Annotated in this window: 21 protein-coding genes; 14 read left to right on the top strand and 7 right to left on the bottom strand. The window is 42.5% G+C overall.

Annotated features, from left to right (window positions below; translation table 11 throughout):
• Positions 1-90 precede the first annotated feature (90 nt).
• The 3 genes from MUO14_RS08810 to ectA are packed head-to-tail and all read right to left on the bottom strand — an operon-like array spanning position 91 to position 2381.
• Entirely contained in the window at positions 91-483 is a 393-nt protein-coding gene (locus MUO14_RS08810; RefSeq protein WP_244754864.1) for an ectoine synthase, read from the bottom strand.
• Positions 484-527: 44 nt separating this feature from the next.
• Positions 528-1808 (bottom strand): diaminobutyrate--2-oxoglutarate transaminase, encoded by a 1281-nt coding sequence (gene ectB, locus MUO14_RS08805; RefSeq protein ID WP_244754863.1) that lies wholly within the window; start codon positions 1806-1808, stop codon positions 528-530.
• 30 nt (positions 1809-1838) lie between these two features.
• Entirely contained in the window at positions 1839-2381 is a 543-nt protein-coding gene (gene ectA, locus MUO14_RS08800; RefSeq protein ID WP_244754862.1) for a diaminobutyrate acetyltransferase, read from the bottom strand.
• A gap of 869 nt (positions 2382-3250) precedes the next feature.
• Here ectA and MUO14_RS08795 point away from each other — a divergent pair.
• From MUO14_RS08795 to MUO14_RS08770, 6 genes are all read left to right on the top strand, one after another.
• A complete protein-coding gene (locus MUO14_RS08795; RefSeq protein WP_244754861.1) occupies positions 3251-4027 on the top strand; it encodes a hypothetical protein in 777 nt (258 codons plus the stop codon).
• A gap of 105 nt (positions 4028-4132) precedes the next feature.
• Positions 4133-4483: a cupin domain-containing protein gene (locus tag MUO14_RS08790; protein WP_244754860.1), complete on the top strand. Its 351-nt coding sequence runs from the start codon at positions 4133-4135 to the stop codon at positions 4481-4483.
• A 58-nt stretch (positions 4484-4541) separates the two neighbouring features.
• Positions 4542-5054 (top strand): DinB family protein, encoded by a 513-nt coding sequence (locus tag MUO14_RS08785; protein ID WP_244754859.1) that lies wholly within the window; start codon positions 4542-4544, stop codon positions 5052-5054.
• A gap of 54 nt (positions 5055-5108) precedes the next feature.
• Positions 5109-5558 carry an NUDIX domain-containing protein gene (locus MUO14_RS08780; protein ID WP_244754858.1) on the top strand — a complete coding sequence of 150 codons (450 nt, stop codon included), beginning with the start codon at positions 5109-5111 and terminating at the stop codon, positions 5556-5558.
• 45 nt (positions 5559-5603) lie between these two features.
• A complete protein-coding gene (locus MUO14_RS08775) occupies positions 5604-6026 on the top strand; it encodes a nitroreductase family protein (protein WP_244754857.1) in 423 nt (140 codons plus the stop codon).
• A 21-nt stretch (positions 6027-6047) separates the two neighbouring features.
• On the top strand, positions 6048-6284 hold the full coding sequence (locus tag MUO14_RS08770; RefSeq protein ID WP_255822181.1) for a nitroreductase family protein: 237 nt from the start codon (positions 6048-6050) through the stop codon (positions 6282-6284).
• A gap of 255 nt (positions 6285-6539) precedes the next feature.
• Here the strand turns inward: MUO14_RS08770 and MUO14_RS08765 are convergent, their stop codons facing one another.
• Positions 6540-6950 carry a GlcG/HbpS family heme-binding protein gene (locus tag MUO14_RS08765; RefSeq protein WP_244754855.1) on the bottom strand — a complete coding sequence of 137 codons (411 nt, stop codon included), beginning with the start codon at positions 6948-6950 and terminating at the stop codon, positions 6540-6542.
• 312 nt (positions 6951-7262) lie between these two features.
• Positions 7263-7445 (bottom strand): 2-hydroxymuconate tautomerase, encoded by a 183-nt coding sequence (locus MUO14_RS08760; RefSeq protein ID WP_244754854.1) that lies wholly within the window; start codon positions 7443-7445, stop codon positions 7263-7265.
• A 169-nt stretch (positions 7446-7614) separates the two neighbouring features.
• On the opposite strand from MUO14_RS08760, the gene MUO14_RS08755 reads away from it, so the two are divergent.
• The gene (locus MUO14_RS08755; protein ID WP_244754853.1) at positions 7615-8163 is read left to right on the top strand and encodes a YwhD family protein; all 549 of its coding nucleotides are present in this window, start codon (positions 7615-7617) and stop codon (positions 8161-8163) included.
• Between the two features lie 251 nt (positions 8164-8414).
• Positions 8415-8756: a YolD-like family protein gene (locus MUO14_RS08750; RefSeq protein ID WP_244754852.1), complete on the top strand. Its 342-nt coding sequence runs from the start codon at positions 8415-8417 to the stop codon at positions 8754-8756.
• A 227-nt stretch (positions 8757-8983) separates the two neighbouring features.
• On the opposite strand, the gene MUO14_RS08745 is transcribed toward MUO14_RS08750, so the two are convergent.
• Positions 8984-11035 carry a transglycosylase domain-containing protein gene (locus tag MUO14_RS08745; RefSeq protein ID WP_244754851.1) on the bottom strand — a complete coding sequence of 684 codons (2052 nt, stop codon included), beginning with the start codon at positions 11033-11035 and terminating at the stop codon, positions 8984-8986.
• Between the two features lie 205 nt (positions 11036-11240).
• Between MUO14_RS08745 and speE the strand changes: the two genes are divergently transcribed.
• From speE to MUO14_RS08715, 6 genes are all read left to right on the top strand, one after another.
• Entirely contained in the window at positions 11241-12077 is an 837-nt protein-coding gene (gene speE / locus MUO14_RS08740) for a polyamine aminopropyltransferase (RefSeq protein WP_244754850.1), read from the top strand.
• Positions 12078-12080: 3 nt separating this feature from the next.
• Positions 12081-12953, top strand: coding sequence for an agmatinase (gene speB / locus MUO14_RS08735; RefSeq protein ID WP_244754849.1), 873 nt, complete (start codon positions 12081-12083; stop codon positions 12951-12953).
• A gap of 243 nt (positions 12954-13196) precedes the next feature.
• Entirely contained in the window at positions 13197-13643 is a 447-nt protein-coding gene (locus MUO14_RS08730) for a hypothetical protein (protein WP_244754848.1), read from the top strand.
• Positions 13644-13722: 79 nt separating this feature from the next.
• On the top strand, positions 13723-14151 hold the full coding sequence (locus tag MUO14_RS08725) for a YwiB family protein (RefSeq protein ID WP_244754847.1): 429 nt from the start codon (positions 13723-13725) through the stop codon (positions 14149-14151).
• Entirely contained in the window at positions 14148-15815 is a 1668-nt protein-coding gene (gene argS / locus MUO14_RS08720; RefSeq protein WP_244754846.1) for an arginine--tRNA ligase, read from the top strand. Before MUO14_RS08725 ends, argS begins: the two co-directional genes overlap by 4 nt.
• Before the next feature lie 245 nt (positions 15816-16060).
• A complete protein-coding gene (locus MUO14_RS08715; RefSeq protein ID WP_244754845.1) occupies positions 16061-16240 on the top strand; it encodes a XapX domain-containing protein in 180 nt (59 codons plus the stop codon).
• Here the strand turns inward: MUO14_RS08715 and cls are convergent, their stop codons facing one another.
• On the bottom strand, positions 16241-17425 hold the full coding sequence (gene cls, locus MUO14_RS08710) for a cardiolipin synthase (protein ID WP_244754844.1): 1185 nt from the start codon (positions 17423-17425) through the stop codon (positions 16241-16243).

Below are 17425 nucleotides of genomic sequence, written 5' to 3'. Positions count from 1 at the left end.
GATCAACCAGGACATGAGTGGATCCACTCATGTCCTGGTTTTCTATAGATAAAAAAATCCTCCCTATCCGGATAGGGAGGATTTCATTATTTATTCATCATCTACTGGATATACTCCGTTTTCATCATGAATTTCACGGCCTGTGAGCGGCGGGTTGAATACGCAAACCATACGCATATCTGAGCCTTCATAAGCACGCAGTAGATGCTCATCATTTTCATCAAGTGCGTAGATTTCATTCTTTTTAATCGGCCAAACTTTACCGTCTTTTAGAGTTTCAACTTCTCCTTCACCTTCAATGCAATAAACCGCTTCAAGGTGATTTTGGTACCAAATGTGTGTTTCCGTGCCTGCCTTGATCACTGTATCGTTAACAGAATAACCCATGCCATCCTTTTTAAATAACAAGCGGCGAGATGTCCAGTTGTCGCCTTTTATTTCATTTTCTGTTCCAAGCACGTCTTCTAGTTTTACTACTTTCATAATGTAAGCCTCCAATAAGTGGTATGGTTAATTGTATAGTTAATTTAGGATGTAACTAACTCTTTCTCTTTAGCAACAGCTTCAACGGCCGCTTCGATTATTTCAAAACCTTGTTCAAGTGCTTCGATATCAATGTTAATTGGCGGGAACAGCTTGAATACCTCATCGTCTGCACCGGCTGTTTCCATAATTAAACCTTGTTCAAAGGCAAGCTCCGCAACTTTTTCAGAGAAACCCTCGACATCAGAAGAGATTCCTTGCATGATTCCGCGGCCTTTGCGATAGCCGTTCATTTCAGGATATTTATCAATCAAGCCATCTAGGAATGTAGTAATCTTGTCAGCTCTTTCTTTTATCCCTTCTTCAAAACTTGGATCTTCCCAATATCTAAGGGCTTCTGTTGCCGTAACAAATGCCATGTTGTTACCGCGGAACGTACCGTTGTGTTCACCTGGAGCCCAAATGTCATGCTCTGGCTTAATCAATGTGATCGCAAACGGTAAGCCGTATCCACCAATGGATTTAGACAGGCAAACAACATCAGGTTTAATGCCAGCGGGCTCAAAGCTGAAGAACGTACCTGTCCGACCGACACCTGCTTGAACATCGTCAATGATTAGGAAAATGTCGAATCGGTTACAAATGGACTCAAGCTTCTTCAGCCACTCAAAGCGTGCTGTGTTTAAGCCGCCTTCGCCTTGTACCGTTTCAAGGATAACTGCAGCTGGAATTTCTACACCACTTCCGCCGTCTTCAAGATAGCGCTCAAAATAGTCAAGTGTATCGAGGTTTTCATCGATGTAGTTGTCATAAGGCATGGTAATAGCGTTATGAAGCGGAATGCCTGCCCCTTTTCGTTTGAAGGAGTTTCCTGTGACAGAAAGCGCACCGATCGTCATGCCATGGAAACCATTTGTAAAGCTGACAACTTCCGTACGTTTTGTTACTTTACGAGCTAGTTTTAACGCGCTTTCTACAGTGTTCGTGCCTGTTGGTCCAGGGAACATCACCTTGTATTCGAGGTCACGAGGTTTCAAGATCACATCGTTTAGCTTGTTTAGAAATTCTGCTTTCGCTGTAGAAGCCATATCTAAGCTGTGAGTAATTCCATCATGTGTAATATATTCAATAAGCTTTTCTTTCATGTTTGGATCGTTATGGCCATAGTTCAAGGCACCGGCCCCACTAAAGAAATCTAGATATTCTTTATTATCAACATCCCACATCTTGTACCCTTTAGCTTTTGTAAAAATGGTAGGGAAGCTGCGGCAATAGGATCTTACCTCTGATTCCAGTTCTTCAAATACCTTTAGATCGTTATTCATATAGTGCAATCCTCCTTGAAATAGTCAGTTTTATTTATTTAATTCGGGAGATTTTTCCTTGGAAAATGGTCCGATTCGAAATGTTAATTCTTCTTCATGTTCGTCTCCAGGGAATAATTTCTCTGGAAAGCACTCTGTAATTGTACAAGTCGTTTTGTTATCACGAGCTAATCGTTTAAACAAGGACTGTGAGGCATCATTAGATGGTGTCACTGTCGCTTCAAGGTAGCGCACCTCGCTGCCGTCCTGACGTTCAACGAGTTCATTTAAAATTTTAGAGGCTATCCCTTTTCCACGCTGAGAAGCATCGATTCCAATTTGCCAGACAAATATGACATCACTTCTCTCAGGCGGAATAAAGGCCGTGACGAACCCAACCAATTTGCCGTCCTCTTTTGCGACGACACATGTTTCGGAAAAGAATTCACACATCATAATGTACTTGTAGGGTGAATTTTGATCGAGGGATGAGTTATTTACGAGGTCCCACATAGCTGAGCCGTCTTCAACAGATGGTTTGTCAAAAGTTAGCTGTTCATTAGTACGAGTGATGGTTGCGGTTTGTTGATTCATGCAAAATCACCTTTTTCATACTGGAATGTTATTATGACAATGTCCTCCTTTAGAAGTTTTATAACTAATTTTTTAGGATCATTGAACAAACAAGACAGAAGCATTCTGCAATCGCTTACGCTTAGCCATTAAGAATTCTGCCGTTGTCAATGTTTTTATGATAGTGTTCTGTCCAGATATAATCAAACCAGTTTTATAGGTAAAAAACGGCATTAATTCTTATGAATGGGGATGGCACACACTAAGTACCGCGATATTACAAATTGCTAGTGTATAGTTAAAAATACAGACGATTTTAAGAAATCCGATTTTTAGAGGTGTGGTAAAAACCTCCAAAACCCTATACAGATCAAGGGTTTAGATATGATGAGATATAAAGAGTAAAAAAGAGATAAAAGAAGTAAATTTTTTGTGAAAGAAGGCAGAAAAGTTTAGGGAACTGCGTTTTCTGTGGAATATTCCTATAAAAAGATTTTCATGAAGGGGCGGAGATTGAACCAAACGAGAGGCCACCTCGAAGATCTTATGCTGCTGAAAAATTACTTTTTGTCTGTCTTAACAGTTCTCCATTAATCCTTCTAACGTGCAGGTCCATTTTCATGAGATATTCATTAAAGTGAGGAGAGCAATGACCATGAAAGAGTTTCAGAAAACAATAGAACAACATACATTTCACGTATATAAAGAGGGCAGTGAACAGTTGCCCACTCTTGTCTGTCTTCATGTTGAGGAGAATAATGAAGACTAATGTTTTTAGCAAAGGCGTTCTTAATAGGGAGAGCGTCTTTTTTTTTACAAAAAGTAGGAGGGATTTTAGAAAGTGAATAGAAATGGTAAAGATGAACTATATCGAACTGGAGGAAGTTTTTATGAGATATGCTGTTTCTGTTACAGATACCACTTATATAAAAGAGATAGAGGAGAGTGGAATCAGCCTTAATGAGCGGTTGGCTGACTTTGCTAAGTCATTAGAAGAAATTACGAGCTTTGAAAAACCAAGGGGAATTGTTTTTCATGATCTTAAATCAGCGACAGAACTTTATTCGGAGATCTCATTACCTGCCTATACTTCAAGAGATTTGATTCATATCAATCCGTTAACTGAAGTTTGGAAAGACATTTTTTTGAAATCAGCCAGGGGAAAGAGCGTTACAAAAGCGGAATTGTATTACTCATCACTTGAGGACATGGATGTTGCTATCATTGCTGCGCATGAGCTTACCCATCATGCTGACTTTTTTCGTGATGATTTTGAAGATGATGAGGAGAATATGTGGTTTGAGGAAGGCATGTGTGATTACATTGCCAGAAAGTTGATGTTATCGGAAGGAAGATTTAATGAAATTTCAGAGGTGGAAAACCTTCTGATTGAGGCCTACAAAGAGGATTACGGTGAATATACACTTGATCAATTTGGAAAGTCGGGATATAGGCACAGGGAGAGTCCCGGTTACTCTGCTGACTTTTACGATTATTGGCGCAGTACGCAAACGGTTCAGACGCTTGTGGAGGAATACTTTAACGGGAGCATTGCTGGGCTTATTAATTGTTATGAACAATGGGATGAGAAGGAACCTCTCCATTTGTATTTTATCAACTACTTGGGGTTGTCGAAGGAAACATCCAAGGAGCTATGGTTTAGGTAGCGAATAGTTTTTCCTGAAGGGGAAAACGGCCACCGTACTTCTAATTATAAAGGATTGCGATGTATAGAATGGAACAAAGAGTCAGAAAAAAGGGGGAGGTCTTTTGTGAAGATTTTTAAATTTAATAAAGAAGTTGGTAAACACATTACAAAATTTGATTCCAATTTTATAATGTCGCAAATCGTTAATACAGAGAGCCCAGCACATATTGGGTGTATGTATCTGGAGGCTAAAGGGAAGATAGCGTATCACCAAGCAGTTATTCCGCAATTACTGCTCGTTTTAAGTGGAAAAGGGGGAGTGTGTGGGGAAGATAAAGAAGTGGTGACCGTGGAAGAAGGGAATGCTGTATTCCGGGAACAAGGGGAATGGCATGAAACGATTACTGAACAAGGATTAACTGCAGTGGTTATAGAAAGTAAAGGGTTAGATCCATCTGTAATGAGGCCTCGTTAATACTACCTGCAGGCTAAATCTAATGTGAAGAACGAAATTTATTTCTAGGAGATTATAAATGGAATTTAAAATAGCGGAATTGCAGAAGTACACTCCACAAATAGGGCACCTAGTATCCATGATGAATTATGCAAGATATACTACTTTACAGGCTGTCAAAGGATTAAATACCGAGCAGCTGGACTTTTTACCGAGTGAAAATGGAAATTCTATAGGTGCATTACTCTTGCATATGGCTGCAATTGAAGTAGGTTTTCAGATTGAGGTATTTGATAAGAGAAGACCAAATGAGCAAGAATCCGCTGAGTGGGGAGCGGCATATTCTCTTGGTAATCAAGGGAGGCAGCAAATTAAAAGGAAGCCTCTAGAGTTCTATATTGATAAGTTAAATCAAGTTAGAAATACAACATTAGAAGAGTTCAAAAAACGAAATGATGGATGGTTGTATCAGGAAAGGTTATGGGACGACCATCAATCGAATAATTACTTTATTTGGTTTCATGTGTGTGAGGATGAAATCAACCATAGAGGACAGATAAGAATAATTAGGAAAATGTTGCACTCATCGTAGAACTTTTTTTGTGTGAGTATGATTTATTGAAAGATGAATGAGGGGGATGTTCGTTTGGCTCGTGTCAGGAATAAAAATGGACGAGAGTTTCTTGAATTTATCAGTCTAAAAGAGAAAGGATTAGATCGTTATTCACCGGTTGCGGGTTCCATTGCTGTTCTTAAACACGGAGGGAACTACCTCCTCTGCTATAACATTTGGAGGAAACAATGGGAGATCCCGGCAGGTCGAAGAGAAGGGGACGAAACACCGAGAGAATGTGCGATCAGAGAATTATACGAGGAAACGGTGCAGCAAGTCACAGAACTAGAATTTAAAGGATTAATGAAAGTAAAAGATCTAAGCGGCGGCATCATTAAGTATAACCCTGTGTATTTTACAAAAATAAGTGAACGACAACCTTTTAAAGAAAATGAGGAGACGTCAGGGATATTGCTTTGGGATAAGAAGAAAGAAATAGGTGATATAGATGCCGTTGACCTTCAGATATTGAATTACATATAAAATTTGTCTTACGGAGTTAATAATCGAAAAGAGGTGAGCATGGTCATGAGGAAATCCTATAAACAATTTCATAAAGAATCAAACTGGCCTCCTGTTTATCAGCCTTCTGCTGTACAAAAACAGGAAGAATGTCTATCTAGTGAGTACTTTTATTTAAGTTATAGATCGTTGAATGAGGATTTGTCCAGCTGTATTCAAGGTAGAAGATCTTCAAAGGCAATTGGGATAGAGAAAATGATAGGTAAGGAAGATCTAGGAACTTTTTTAAAATGGTCAGTAGGTATCTTGGAGAATGAAAATGGACGCCGGGCGTATCCTTCTGCCGGCCAGCTTTATGCTAATCAAGTTTTTGTTGCCATAAAGGAAGTGGATAACGTGGAAGCAGGCCTTTATAAATATCATCATGAGGACCATGCTTTGACTTTTGTGAGTGGGAATTGGAACGTTAGAAATGCAGTGGTCCAATAGGAGATAGACTATAACTTTTGTTTGGTGGTGGCAACGAACCTAGATGTTGCGACGGATCATTATGGGGAAAGAGGCTATCGCTTCAGCCTAATGGAAGCGGGGCATATGGTGCAAAATATGATGTTGGTTGCAGGATGTCTTGGGAAAGTCATAGCACCCATTGGGGGATTTGATGATCATAAGGTAAACGGTAATATATTACCAGACGAAGATCATCTTTCAGCTTTGTATATCGTTCCTGTTGGATTAGAAATATAGCTGATTTAGTGAGGAGGAATGACCAGTTTAATTACTTCATTCCTTTTTGGGGGCTATTCTGCAATATAGAAAAATTAAGAAAGATGCTTAAGAGGACGGGGATAATTATATATAAGCACCAAAGCTTTAGGCATAATCACTAACAGTGCCAGCCTGGAAGAGGTGTTATTAATGAAATCTGCAGATGTAAATAAAGCCCACTTGGTATGGTCAGTAATCACTAACGCACACCTGAGCAGGCCTAGAGGTTTTATTTTAAAGCGATTCGAATGCTTTAACTGCCGCTTCTGCAACTTGGACATCATGTTCTACTTTACTGCCGCTGACACCGACTGCTCCGACAACTTTTCCTTCTTTCACGAGTGGGATTCCGCCGCCAAATACAACAATACGGCCGTTATTAGTCGTATTTAGACCATACAGTTCAGCTTTTGGTACGGTTGCATCTGCTAGATTAGATGTCGGCATCTTAAGGGCGACGGACGTCCATGCTTTATTTTGGGCAATGTCAACGCTTGCAAGCCAAGCATCGTCCATGCGGTGAACAGCAATCAGATTTCCTCCTTCATCAAGGATTGATATAACCATTGCAACACCAAGGTTTCTAGCCTCTGTTTCTGAACTTTCAATCAGCTTTTTTGCATTATCTAACGTTAATTGACTCATGTTTGCATTCCTACCTTTCTGAAATTTGATTTACATAGACTACCTTCCACTTGTTGTAATTTTAAAACATATTTGTAGACTTGATTTTTTATAATACTTTTACACAATACCTTTATCACCTAGGGGCGAATGATGTATTATTCTTTATCAAGTGACCGAGCCACATGTTTTGTGGAGCATTTCAGGCATGCCTGGCAACGTAAATGACTAGGATAAACATATGACAGTATAACGAAATCCTCAGTGGATTAAACCCCGTGAGGACTTTTTGCAACCGATAAATTCTTAATTAATCCTTAAGACTCTTATAAATCAGTCAGCCAATCGTTTTCCTGCCACGCCATAGTTCTGCTTGGACATTTCCTCTATCACAACAGTGACCGCTTCTTTGCGGGCACCTGTGGTATCTGTCACAGCGTTGGTTACTTGTTCAACCAAAGCTTGTTTCTGGTCATCGCTTCGTCCTTCGAGCATTTGTACAGTAATAATCGGCATCCTGTTCTCTCCTTTAATGCGTTAATTGACTTACTACATCTTCTTCTGCAAAAAACGTCAAATTCCTTCTTTCTTAATGGAATTATTAAAGTTTTCTGCTGTGAAAAGTAGCATGCGATTATGTTAAAGTAGAAGCAACAGTTAGTCTAGAAGGAGGATGTCGTTTAGCATGAAGGAATTTGATCAATTTAAAGATAAAGATGAAGGCGAAAATAGTGATAAGAAGAAAAATCAATTTACGATCATAAAAGACGATTCAACTGATGGGCATGGTGGATATGGGGTTGGATCCATCAGTCTTGAGAACATGACACCTGTTATCGTCGATCCTAATGAAGAAGAAGCGTTCGTTGACATGGGAGCTCTTCATGCGCGAAGCAAGGTCGAGAAGCGGGTTCGTTTTAAGCCTGATCGTTCTGAGGTTCCAAATGGCAAGCTGTATTGGATTGTTTGGGTGACTGTGGATCAACGGGGCGGAAATCCTTGTTATCACGGAGTGTCCGGAAGTGAACTCGTCGTTGACCGTGAAATTCGCCGCGGTTATAAATCGATGCCAGAGCATGTCAATCAGATGGATAAATCATTGAAAGGGCGCTTTGCTGTCGAGCATATGGACGAGAAATCGAAGCAGATTCTCGGTGACTATTTACGTGATTTCAAACCAGAGCTTTGGGAAAATACTGATAAAGAACTGAAAGACTCACTCGGAGTACAGTAACTGAGCTGTCGCGCCTCCTCTTTTTTAAAAAGGGGAGGTGCTTTTTTGTGTAAATATGCAATTAACCTCCACTTTCACGCAATTATTGAGGATTTCGTGCAATTAATACTGTGTTTCGCGCAATTATTCAAAACTTCGTGCAATTCCCCCACAGGGCATGCCCGAACTTTTTTCTGGGAGAAAATACAAGTATACGTGAAGTGTCGTTGTGATAAAATAAGAACAAACGTTCCTGTTTAGGAGGAGTTACTATGGATCAGCGCAACCATGACCGTGGAACAATCAAATGGACATCATTGATGCTGCCGGAACATGTGGAATTAATCAAAAGGCAATGGAAGGAGGACCAACGAGTCGAAAAAGGGATCATTGATGAGCAAAAGGCGGTTGAGATTGACTTTATTTTGCAGAGAGCACTTCACGACGGTTTAACGGTTAACGTCAAAGTGCATAATGGTTTTGATTATGAACATATCCGTATGAAAATCACTTATATGAACAAGTTAGAGCGCAAGGTTTTTGGCAAGGAGGAGGAGTCGAAGGAAGTAACAAGTTGCAAGCTCGATGACATTAGTGATATTACCATCGTGTAGCATTTATAGGAAGTTCACAAAATGTTCACTGAAATAAGCAGTTTTTTAGAAGGCGAATCTTGACGAGCAAGCTATTTGGATAATATATTAAGTAACACATGGGTTATACATGTATTTACTAGGACAAAGAAAGCGACCGGCTAGTCACCGGTCGTTTTCTTTGTCTTTTTATACATTTACTGCCACCTCAGGTCATCCAAAAATTGGATGACCTGAGGTGGCATATATTAGGAGAACCAGTCGACGATGCCGTCGAGCCAGGAGTCATTTTTGAGTTCTTCGTTGATTTCTTCTTCGTTGCTTTTTTCTTTTTGTTCACATGTTTCAGTTGGGATGTTTTCCTTGTCCATGTAAACGAGTCGTTCTTTCGGACAGCCTGGGCCAGGTAGTTTGCCTGTTTTAGGATTAATGTACACGCCTTTGACTCCAGGTGTCGGAGTGAAAGCTGCAGCGGGCAGAGGTTGATGGATCGTTTCCATCGTGTCGGCCCACAGATGCTTGGCATATTGGTGATCTTTTGTTTTTGTGATTGCACGGTTGTCGTCATAGCCTGTCCAAACCCCCATGATATACTGTGGACTGAAGCCAATCATCCAGCTATCGGAATCTGTTGTTCCTGATTTACCGCCATACATACGGGTCAATTGATCAGCAATACTTGCCCCTGTCACACTCATGTAACCGTTAAGTGCCGTATCGAACATGCCTGTCATCATGTGTGTAACGGTAAAGGCAGCGTTCGGGTCGATGTTTCTTTCGGTGTCTGTATCAGGTTCATACTTGTACAAGACGTTGTCATGGCGATCGGTAATTTTTGTGATCGTGTGACCGCGTACAGCTTCAGATCCGCTTACCATCCTCGTGTAGCCATCAACCATTTCATAAAGCGAGATCGAAGCAGTGCCAAGGGCTAAGGAAGGCACGGCAGGCAACTCACCGGAAATTCCAAATGTACGTAGTGTATCCACAAAATTCTCTGGGCCAATATCGACGTTCGTTGTGACCGCGTAAATGTTGTCAGATAACGCTAAAGCTTGAGCCATCGTAATTTTTCGGTTGGCGTAGTAATTGTTATAGTTACTCGGTGAATAGACTTTGCCGTTTTTCAACTCAAACGATGTCGGTTTACTCGCAACCATTGTCAGTGGTGTGTAGTCACGCAAGAGGGCAGCATAGTAGAGGAATGGTTTAATGATAGAACCGACCATCCTTTCTGCCTCTGTGGCCCGGTTGTAGGCGCTCTTGGCGTAATCTTTTCCCCCAGCTAGGGCGGTGACTGCACCTGTCTGACTGTCCATGATGACGCTGGCTGTTTGAATTTCAGAGCCATTGTCAATGGTTTGATCAATTGATTGTTCGAGCTCCTTTTGTTGATTTTTCTTTAAAGTTGTATAAATGTGGTACCCGCCAGTTTTAATAGCATCCACATCTGTTTCAAGTAATCTAGCTGCTTCCTCGGTTACTTTATCCTGAAAGTAAGGAGCCACTGCTTTTGTAGCTTCGCCGGAGTGATCAGAGTAATCGAGGGAGACCGTCAATGCCTCCTGCTCCTTATTAGGTGAAATATAGTTAAGCTCCTCCATACGGGAAAGAATTTGTTCCTGACGAGACTTGGCATTTTCGGCATTGTTAAGGGGAGAATAGTAGCTCGGCCCCTTCGGAATGCCGGCAAGCATTGATGCCTCTGCAAGCGTTAGTTCTTTTGCATGCTTGTCAAAATAATACCGGCTGGCCGCTTCAATTCCGTAGGCGCCATGTCCGTAATAAATCGTGTTCAAATATCCCTCAATGATCTCGTCTTTTTCATAAAAAATTTCTAGCCGCATTGCATAGAAGGCTTCTTTAATTTTTCGCGTCCACGTTTTTTCATGAGATAGGTAGAGGTTGCGTGCATATTGCTGTGTAATCGTACTGGCCCCTTCAACCATTTTCATAGCCTTTAAGTCTGTCAATGCAGCAGATGCAATGCGCTTAAGGTCAAAGCCAAAGTGCTCGTAGAAGCGGTGATCCTCAATGGCGAGTGTTGCATTGATCATCTCCTCAGGCATTTCCTGTTTACTAATCCAGTAACGTTCCTGCGCCCCGTGAGTTTCATCAATCACTTCCCCATTCGAGCCATAGTAGATTGAATTCTGCTCGGTATGAAGGGAAGGGGGTCCCAAGCCAACGGCATAAATGAACACAGCAACAAACGCAATGAGGCCAAGGATTCCGCAAGTGACTGCGGCTTTCATTGTCCTGCGTATCCATTTCCATTTAAAACGAATAAATAATAGCATTTTTCCTGCTCCTGCCTGTAAAGAAATAATAAATATTGCTATTATTATGGGAGAATAGTGGACAAATTAAACATTTCCTTGCTTTTTCTAACGTTTAATCTATAATTTGATTGGTTACAAATGTGTGTTTAAGAGGCGGCCGCTTATTATTTTCGGTGTCTTTTTGCACAACGTCCTACATGAGTATTGAAAGGAGAACATCAATATGGCTACATGGTTTACCGAAAAACAGACGGAGAACTTTGGCATTACCGCAAAAGTGAACCGAACTTTGCATAAAGAACAGACGGAGTTTCAAGAGCTTGAGGTGGTTGAAACCGAAGAGTGGGGGCGGATGCTGCTGCTTGATGATATGGTGATGACGACAGAGAAGGATGAATTCGTTTATCACGAAATGATCGCACACGTGCCGTTGTTCACACATCCAAGTCCGAAGAAAGTGCTCGTCGTTGGCGGTGGTGACGGCGGCGTGATTCGTGAAGTTTTGAAGCATGAAAGTGTCGAGCAGGCCACTCTGGCTGAAATCGATGGCAAGGTTATCGAGTACTCGAAGACATACTTGCCGAGCATTGCAGGCGCACTGGATAATCCACGTGTCGACGTGCAAGTTAGCGATGGCTTCATGCATATTGCGAAAAGTGAGCGCGAATATGATGTGATTATGGTCGATTCCACCGAGCCCGTAGGTCCAGCTGTCAGTCTTTTTACAAAAGGGTTCTATGAAGGAATTGCAAATGCCTTGAAAGAGGATGGCATTCTTGTCGCGCAAACGGATAATCCGTGGTTTAAAGCGGATTTGATTCGCCAGGTGTACGGTGATGTCAAGGAAACGTTCCCGATTACACGCGTCTACACGGCGAATATCCCGACATACCCGAGCGGGCTATGGACGTTTACGATGGGCAGCAAAATTTACGATCCACTAAAGGTGCCGGACGAGCGTTTTCAGGAATTCGACACGAAATACTACACGAAAGAGCTTCACAATGCCTGCTTCGCTCTGCCTAAATTCGTCAAAAATATCACGGAAGAAGGCGAGTAATCCATGCGATTTGACCCGGCTTATTCAGGAAAAGTATTTATCATGAGCCGCCCGAATGAACAGGAAGCCGAGGCTGTCATTTACGGCCTGCCGATGGACTGGACCGCGAGCTTCCGCCCAGGTTCACGATTTGGCCCGAATCGGATTCGCGAAGCCTCCATCGGACTTGAAGAGTACAGCCCTTATTTAGACCGTCACCTTGAAGACGTCAACTATTACGACGCCGGCGACATGCTGCTTCCCTTTGGCAATGCCGAACGCAGTCTTGACATTATCGAAGGCTATATCGACGAACTTTTGGAAAAAGGGAAGTTTCCGCTCGGACTGGGTGGAGAGCATCTCGTCAGTTGGCCGGTCTTTAAAGCGTTTCATAAAACGCAGCCGAACCTGGCTATTATCCATATTGATGCTCATGCCGACCTTAGGGAGGAGTACGAGGGAGAAGTCCTTTCCCATTCGACACCAATCCGGAAGGCATGCGAGTTGATTGGTCCTCAGAATGTGTACTCGTTTGGGGTCCGCTCCGGCATGCGCGAGGAATTCCAGTACGCTGAAAAGAGCGGCATGCATATGTCGAAGTTTGACGTCCTCGAACCATTGAAATGTATGTTGCCTGAATTGGCTGGCCGGCCTGTCTATGTCACCATCGACATCGACGTCCTTGACCCAGCTTACGCCCCAGGCACAGGGACAGCCGAAGCAGGCGGGATTTCATCAAAAGAACTGCTCGCCGCCATCCATGCGATTGTTGGTTCTGACGTACAAGTTGTCGGAGCAGACCTGGTTGAGGTTGCTCCAGCCTACGACCAAACAGAACAAACAGCCATAGCTGCCAGCAAGTTTGTACGCGAAATGCTTTTAGGGTTTGTCGAATAAATGGTAGAATAGGTCCGTTGCTAGACGCAGCGGATCTTTGTTTTTATGCAAATATGCAATTAATAAGGATTTCGTGCAATTATCGTGCTGTTTCGCGCAATTAAGTCTGGAAATGTGCAATTATCTAAAATTATGTGCAATTATGCCGCAAATTCATGCAATTGTTTCTGATCGCCATCACATAAAAAGGCAGACGAATGGATGACTTTTTTGAACCACCTCAGGATAAGGAGTTTTACGACTATGAACAAACAATTAATCAGTGTTACAGCAGTGTACGCCCTCATTATGGCTGTTCTGCTCATCTTGACCTTCCAATTCGGCTGGAATCCATCTGGATATAGTTATGAAGTGAACGGTTCGACACTGACCGTACAAAAAGGCCTCGCCCATTCGGATGTAACCACTGTTGAGATTAGTGAGCACATGTCGGACGTACTGCTTTTTCAAGTAGCCATGAGTGATGTCAAGACCCACTGGCACACGGATATCATTATGCTGGCCTTGTTTTTCCCATTGATTTTATTTGCAGTTTTCAAAGACAAGCGGCCATTTAAAAAGGTGCTCTCCTATAAATGGTTCCTCGGCATCGTCTGTGCCATTATTCTCGTTTATACCGCAGCCACCGTGCCTAATTACTTTTCACAAATTCAAAAGGTTGAAGAGAACGTACAAAAATTGTCGGATTAACTTGAGTTTTTGCTGATGAATTCTTATAATAGATAAGTTAAGGAAGGACGCGGGATCTGATGGATGGAGGAGTAATGAAATGACAGACGTGAAGCTTAAGCTCATAACGGAAATCAGAGATGTGGATCGTAAAGAAGAGATGACGCTGTCTGAGCCTGGGAAATTTTATACGCGCGATGAAACGGAGGTTCTCACGTTTACAGAGCATCCTGAAGAGGGGGAGCCTGTAAATACAATGGTGACAATTAAGCCGGATCATATTAGTATTAAACGAACAGGTGCTGTAGATATGCGGCAAGTTTTTCAAAGAAAAAGAGAGACGGAAAATATTTATCGCCATACCTATGGTGATTTTCATATGAGGACATGGACAGACCAAATTGAGTATCGGTCGCTGACAGAAGCTTCTCAAGGCCGTCTGTTTATTAGTTATCAAATGACGTTAAACGATGATGTCACGCAACGTCATCGATTGACGCTGATTTTTGAGGAGGAAAGGGAATCATGAACATTGTTGAACAGACGGAACAGAAGCTGAAGAATGAAATTGTTCGAGCTGTGAAGCAGGCAGGTCTGGCCACAGACGAAGAAATGCCTGCCATCGTTCTTGAGCAGCCAAAGGATAAATCAAACGGGGATTATGCGACCAATATGGCGATGCAGCTGGCTCGTGTTGCGAAGAAGAACCCGCGTCAGATCGCAGCAGAGCTTGTCGAACAGTTTGATCGTTCGAAAGCATCGATTGAAAAAATTGAAATCGCCGGACCAGGGTTTATTAATTTTTATATGGACAATCAATACTTAACCAACCTTGTCCCAGCCATCCTTGAGGCTGGCGGAAATTACGGCCAAACGGACAACGGACAAGGCCATAAAATCCAAATTGAGTTCGTTTCGGCGAACCCAACTGGTACGTTGCATCTAGGCCATGCACGTGGAGCCGCTGTTGGTGATTCGTTGAGCAATGTCCTTGATGCAGCTGGTTACCAAGTCTCCCGTGAATACTACATTAATGACGCTGGAAACCAAATGGCCAATCTTGCTTTGTCTGTTGAGGCACGCTACATGCAGGCCCTTGGTAAAGATTGGGACATGCCTGAAGATGGCTATCATGGCAAGGACATCATTGAGCTCGGTAAAAAGTTAGCCGAAGAAGACGGTGCGAAATGGGGCGAGGTTTCTGAAGAGGAACGTCTGGCTTTTTTCCGTAAATACGGTCTGACTTACGAATTGAACAAAATTAAAACAGACTTAGAAGAGTTCCGTGTTCCTTTTGACGAATGGTTCTCAGAGACATCCCTCTATGAGGGTGACAAAATTGACAACGCATTAAATGTGCTGAAAGAGAAGAATTATGTGTATGAAAAAGATGATGCTACATGGTTTCAGACGACAGCTTTCGATGATGATAAGGACCGTGTTCTCATTAAAAATGATGGCACATACACGTATTTAACCCCAGACATCGCTTACCATAAAAATAAGCTTGACCGCGGCTTCGATACACTGATTAACATTTGGGGAGCGGACCACCACGGCTACATTCCACGGATGAAAGCAGCGATTCAAGCCCTTGGCTATCAAAAAGATACGCTGGAAGTGGAAATCATTCAAATGGTCAACCTGTTCCAGGACGGCGAAAAAGTGAAAATGAGTAAGCGGACAGGCAAAGCCGTTACACTAAGAGAGCTGATGGAAGAGGTCGGAATTGACGCAATGCGCTATTTCTTCTCCATGCGCTCCAGTGATTCCCATCTTGACTTCGACATGGATCTCGCCCGTTCGGAATCCAATGAGAACCCGGTTTATTACGTTCAATATGCCCATGCGCGCATTTGCACGATGTTACGCCAGGCTGAAGAAAGGGGACTTGCTGGTGGTGAATTCAATGGCAGCTTCTTAACATCGGAAAAGGAAGAAGATCTTCTGAAGCGTCTCGGTGAATTTCCACAAATCGTTGCCGATGCCGCCGAAAAACGCACACCACACCGCGTAACGCAGTATGCTTTTGATTTAGCATCGAACTTGCATAGCTTCTACAATGCAGAAAAAGTGCTTGACGAAGCACACCCTGAACGTACGGCTGCTAGAATTGCGCTCATGAAGGCCGTCCGTACCACCTTACAGAATGCACTACGCTTGATCGGCGTTTCTGCACCAGAACAAATGTAGCTGCATATCATAATCAAAGAGTGTCCTTGCTGTTTTGGCGGGGCATTCTTTTTTATTTTCCTAAAGAAAAGGTTCTTTGAATTCGCGATCGAACGGGTTTGGGCAGAATCCTGTTGATTTTGGTTAGAATCCTATTACATATTTGGACAGAATCGCATGGTATTTGGGCAGAATCTCACGAGTGGAAAGGATAGCTCTTCACGAACGGAGAAAGATAGTAATAAGACCAAGAGGAGGAGTGAAAAATGAAGGAAGTCTTTCTAGCGTTACTTACAGGATTTATCGTAGGAATTATTTTTGCTGGGTTTAAATTGCCGATCCCGGCTCCTCCAGCGTTGGCTGGAGTCGCGGGAATCGTTGGCATTTATTTAGGGTTTAGGTTCGTTGCTTGGGTGGGGCCGATGGTGTTGACGATTTTTAAGTGATTAGAGAATCGGCCGTAGCAGTTTGGCTATTTGAACGTTAATTTTTGTTGCGAGGGAGCGCTGAGCCAGCCATTCTTCATCAAAGGGGATGGCATTTCGAGCGTCGTCCATATAAGACTGTCGTAAATCACTTATAAAAGCCTCATCATAGACAAACGTATTTACTTCTTTGTTTAAAAAAAAGCTGCGCTGGTCGAAGTTGGCTGTTCCGATATCGGCTATACTCTGGTCAATGATCATTACCTTTGAATGATAGAAGCCAGCATCGTATAAGCAGATTTGTGTCCCTAAACGATACAATTGTTCTAAATAGGGAATGGCGGCTTCTTTTACAAAAGGATGATCTGCCTTAAGTGGGACCATGATTTGAAGTGTGACTCCGCGCTCAAGCGCATGCTTAAAGGCATCCATTAATTTCTTTGTCGGAATGAAGTATGGAGTGCCGATTAGGATTTCACGTTTAGCAGATTCAATCACTTTCAAAAATTCACCTTCAAGTTTCATACCATCTGTCGGTACGATCTTAAGCGAATGTTTCCCTTCATCATGATTGATGATGGGATTATGTTTTTCGCCTGATGCCCCATACCAATCATCAAGGAAAACGTCATGAAGTTCTGTCACCACAGGGCCAGTTAAGCGCAGGTGATAATCACGCCAATCGCCAAATTTTGGGTTCTCTCCTAAATAGTTGCGGCCGATGTTAAAGCCGCCAGCATAAGCGATTTTTCCATCAATGACCGTGGTCTTTCGGTGGTTTCGACGATTTAATTTATAGAAGAAGTACGGGAAACCAGGCACGGCGGAGAAGTAAAATTGCACCCCAGCACTTTTCAAGTCGTTGCGAATCGACTTGGACATCTGGTAGCCACCCAACCGATCCGTAAGTAAACGGACGGGTACTCCTTCCCGTGCTTTATTTTTCAATACCTGTAGAAAATCACGGCCTGCTTGATCGCTGCTAATTAAATAGAAGAATATATCTACTTGCACTTGTGCTTCTGATATCTCCTGAAAAAGATCCTCAAAAAAAGGTGCACCATTTTTATATAACCGGTAATCTCCGGTCGTTTCGGTAAAAGGAAGAGTGCGGGCGTTGTTCTTGTGACTTTTCCTTCCTAATTTAAAATCTAAAATGATCAGCAATAGTAGGATGACGATACAAATTAAGATAGTAGCAATCAT

The organism is Halobacillus shinanisalinarum, from assembly GCF_022919835.1.
Classification (GTDB): domain Bacteria; phylum Bacillota; class Bacilli; order Bacillales; family Halobacillaceae; genus Halobacillus_A; species Halobacillus_A shinanisalinarum.
Note: the sequence above shows the minus strand (reverse complement) of the source record. Positions and strands in the feature narration are given on the sequence as shown.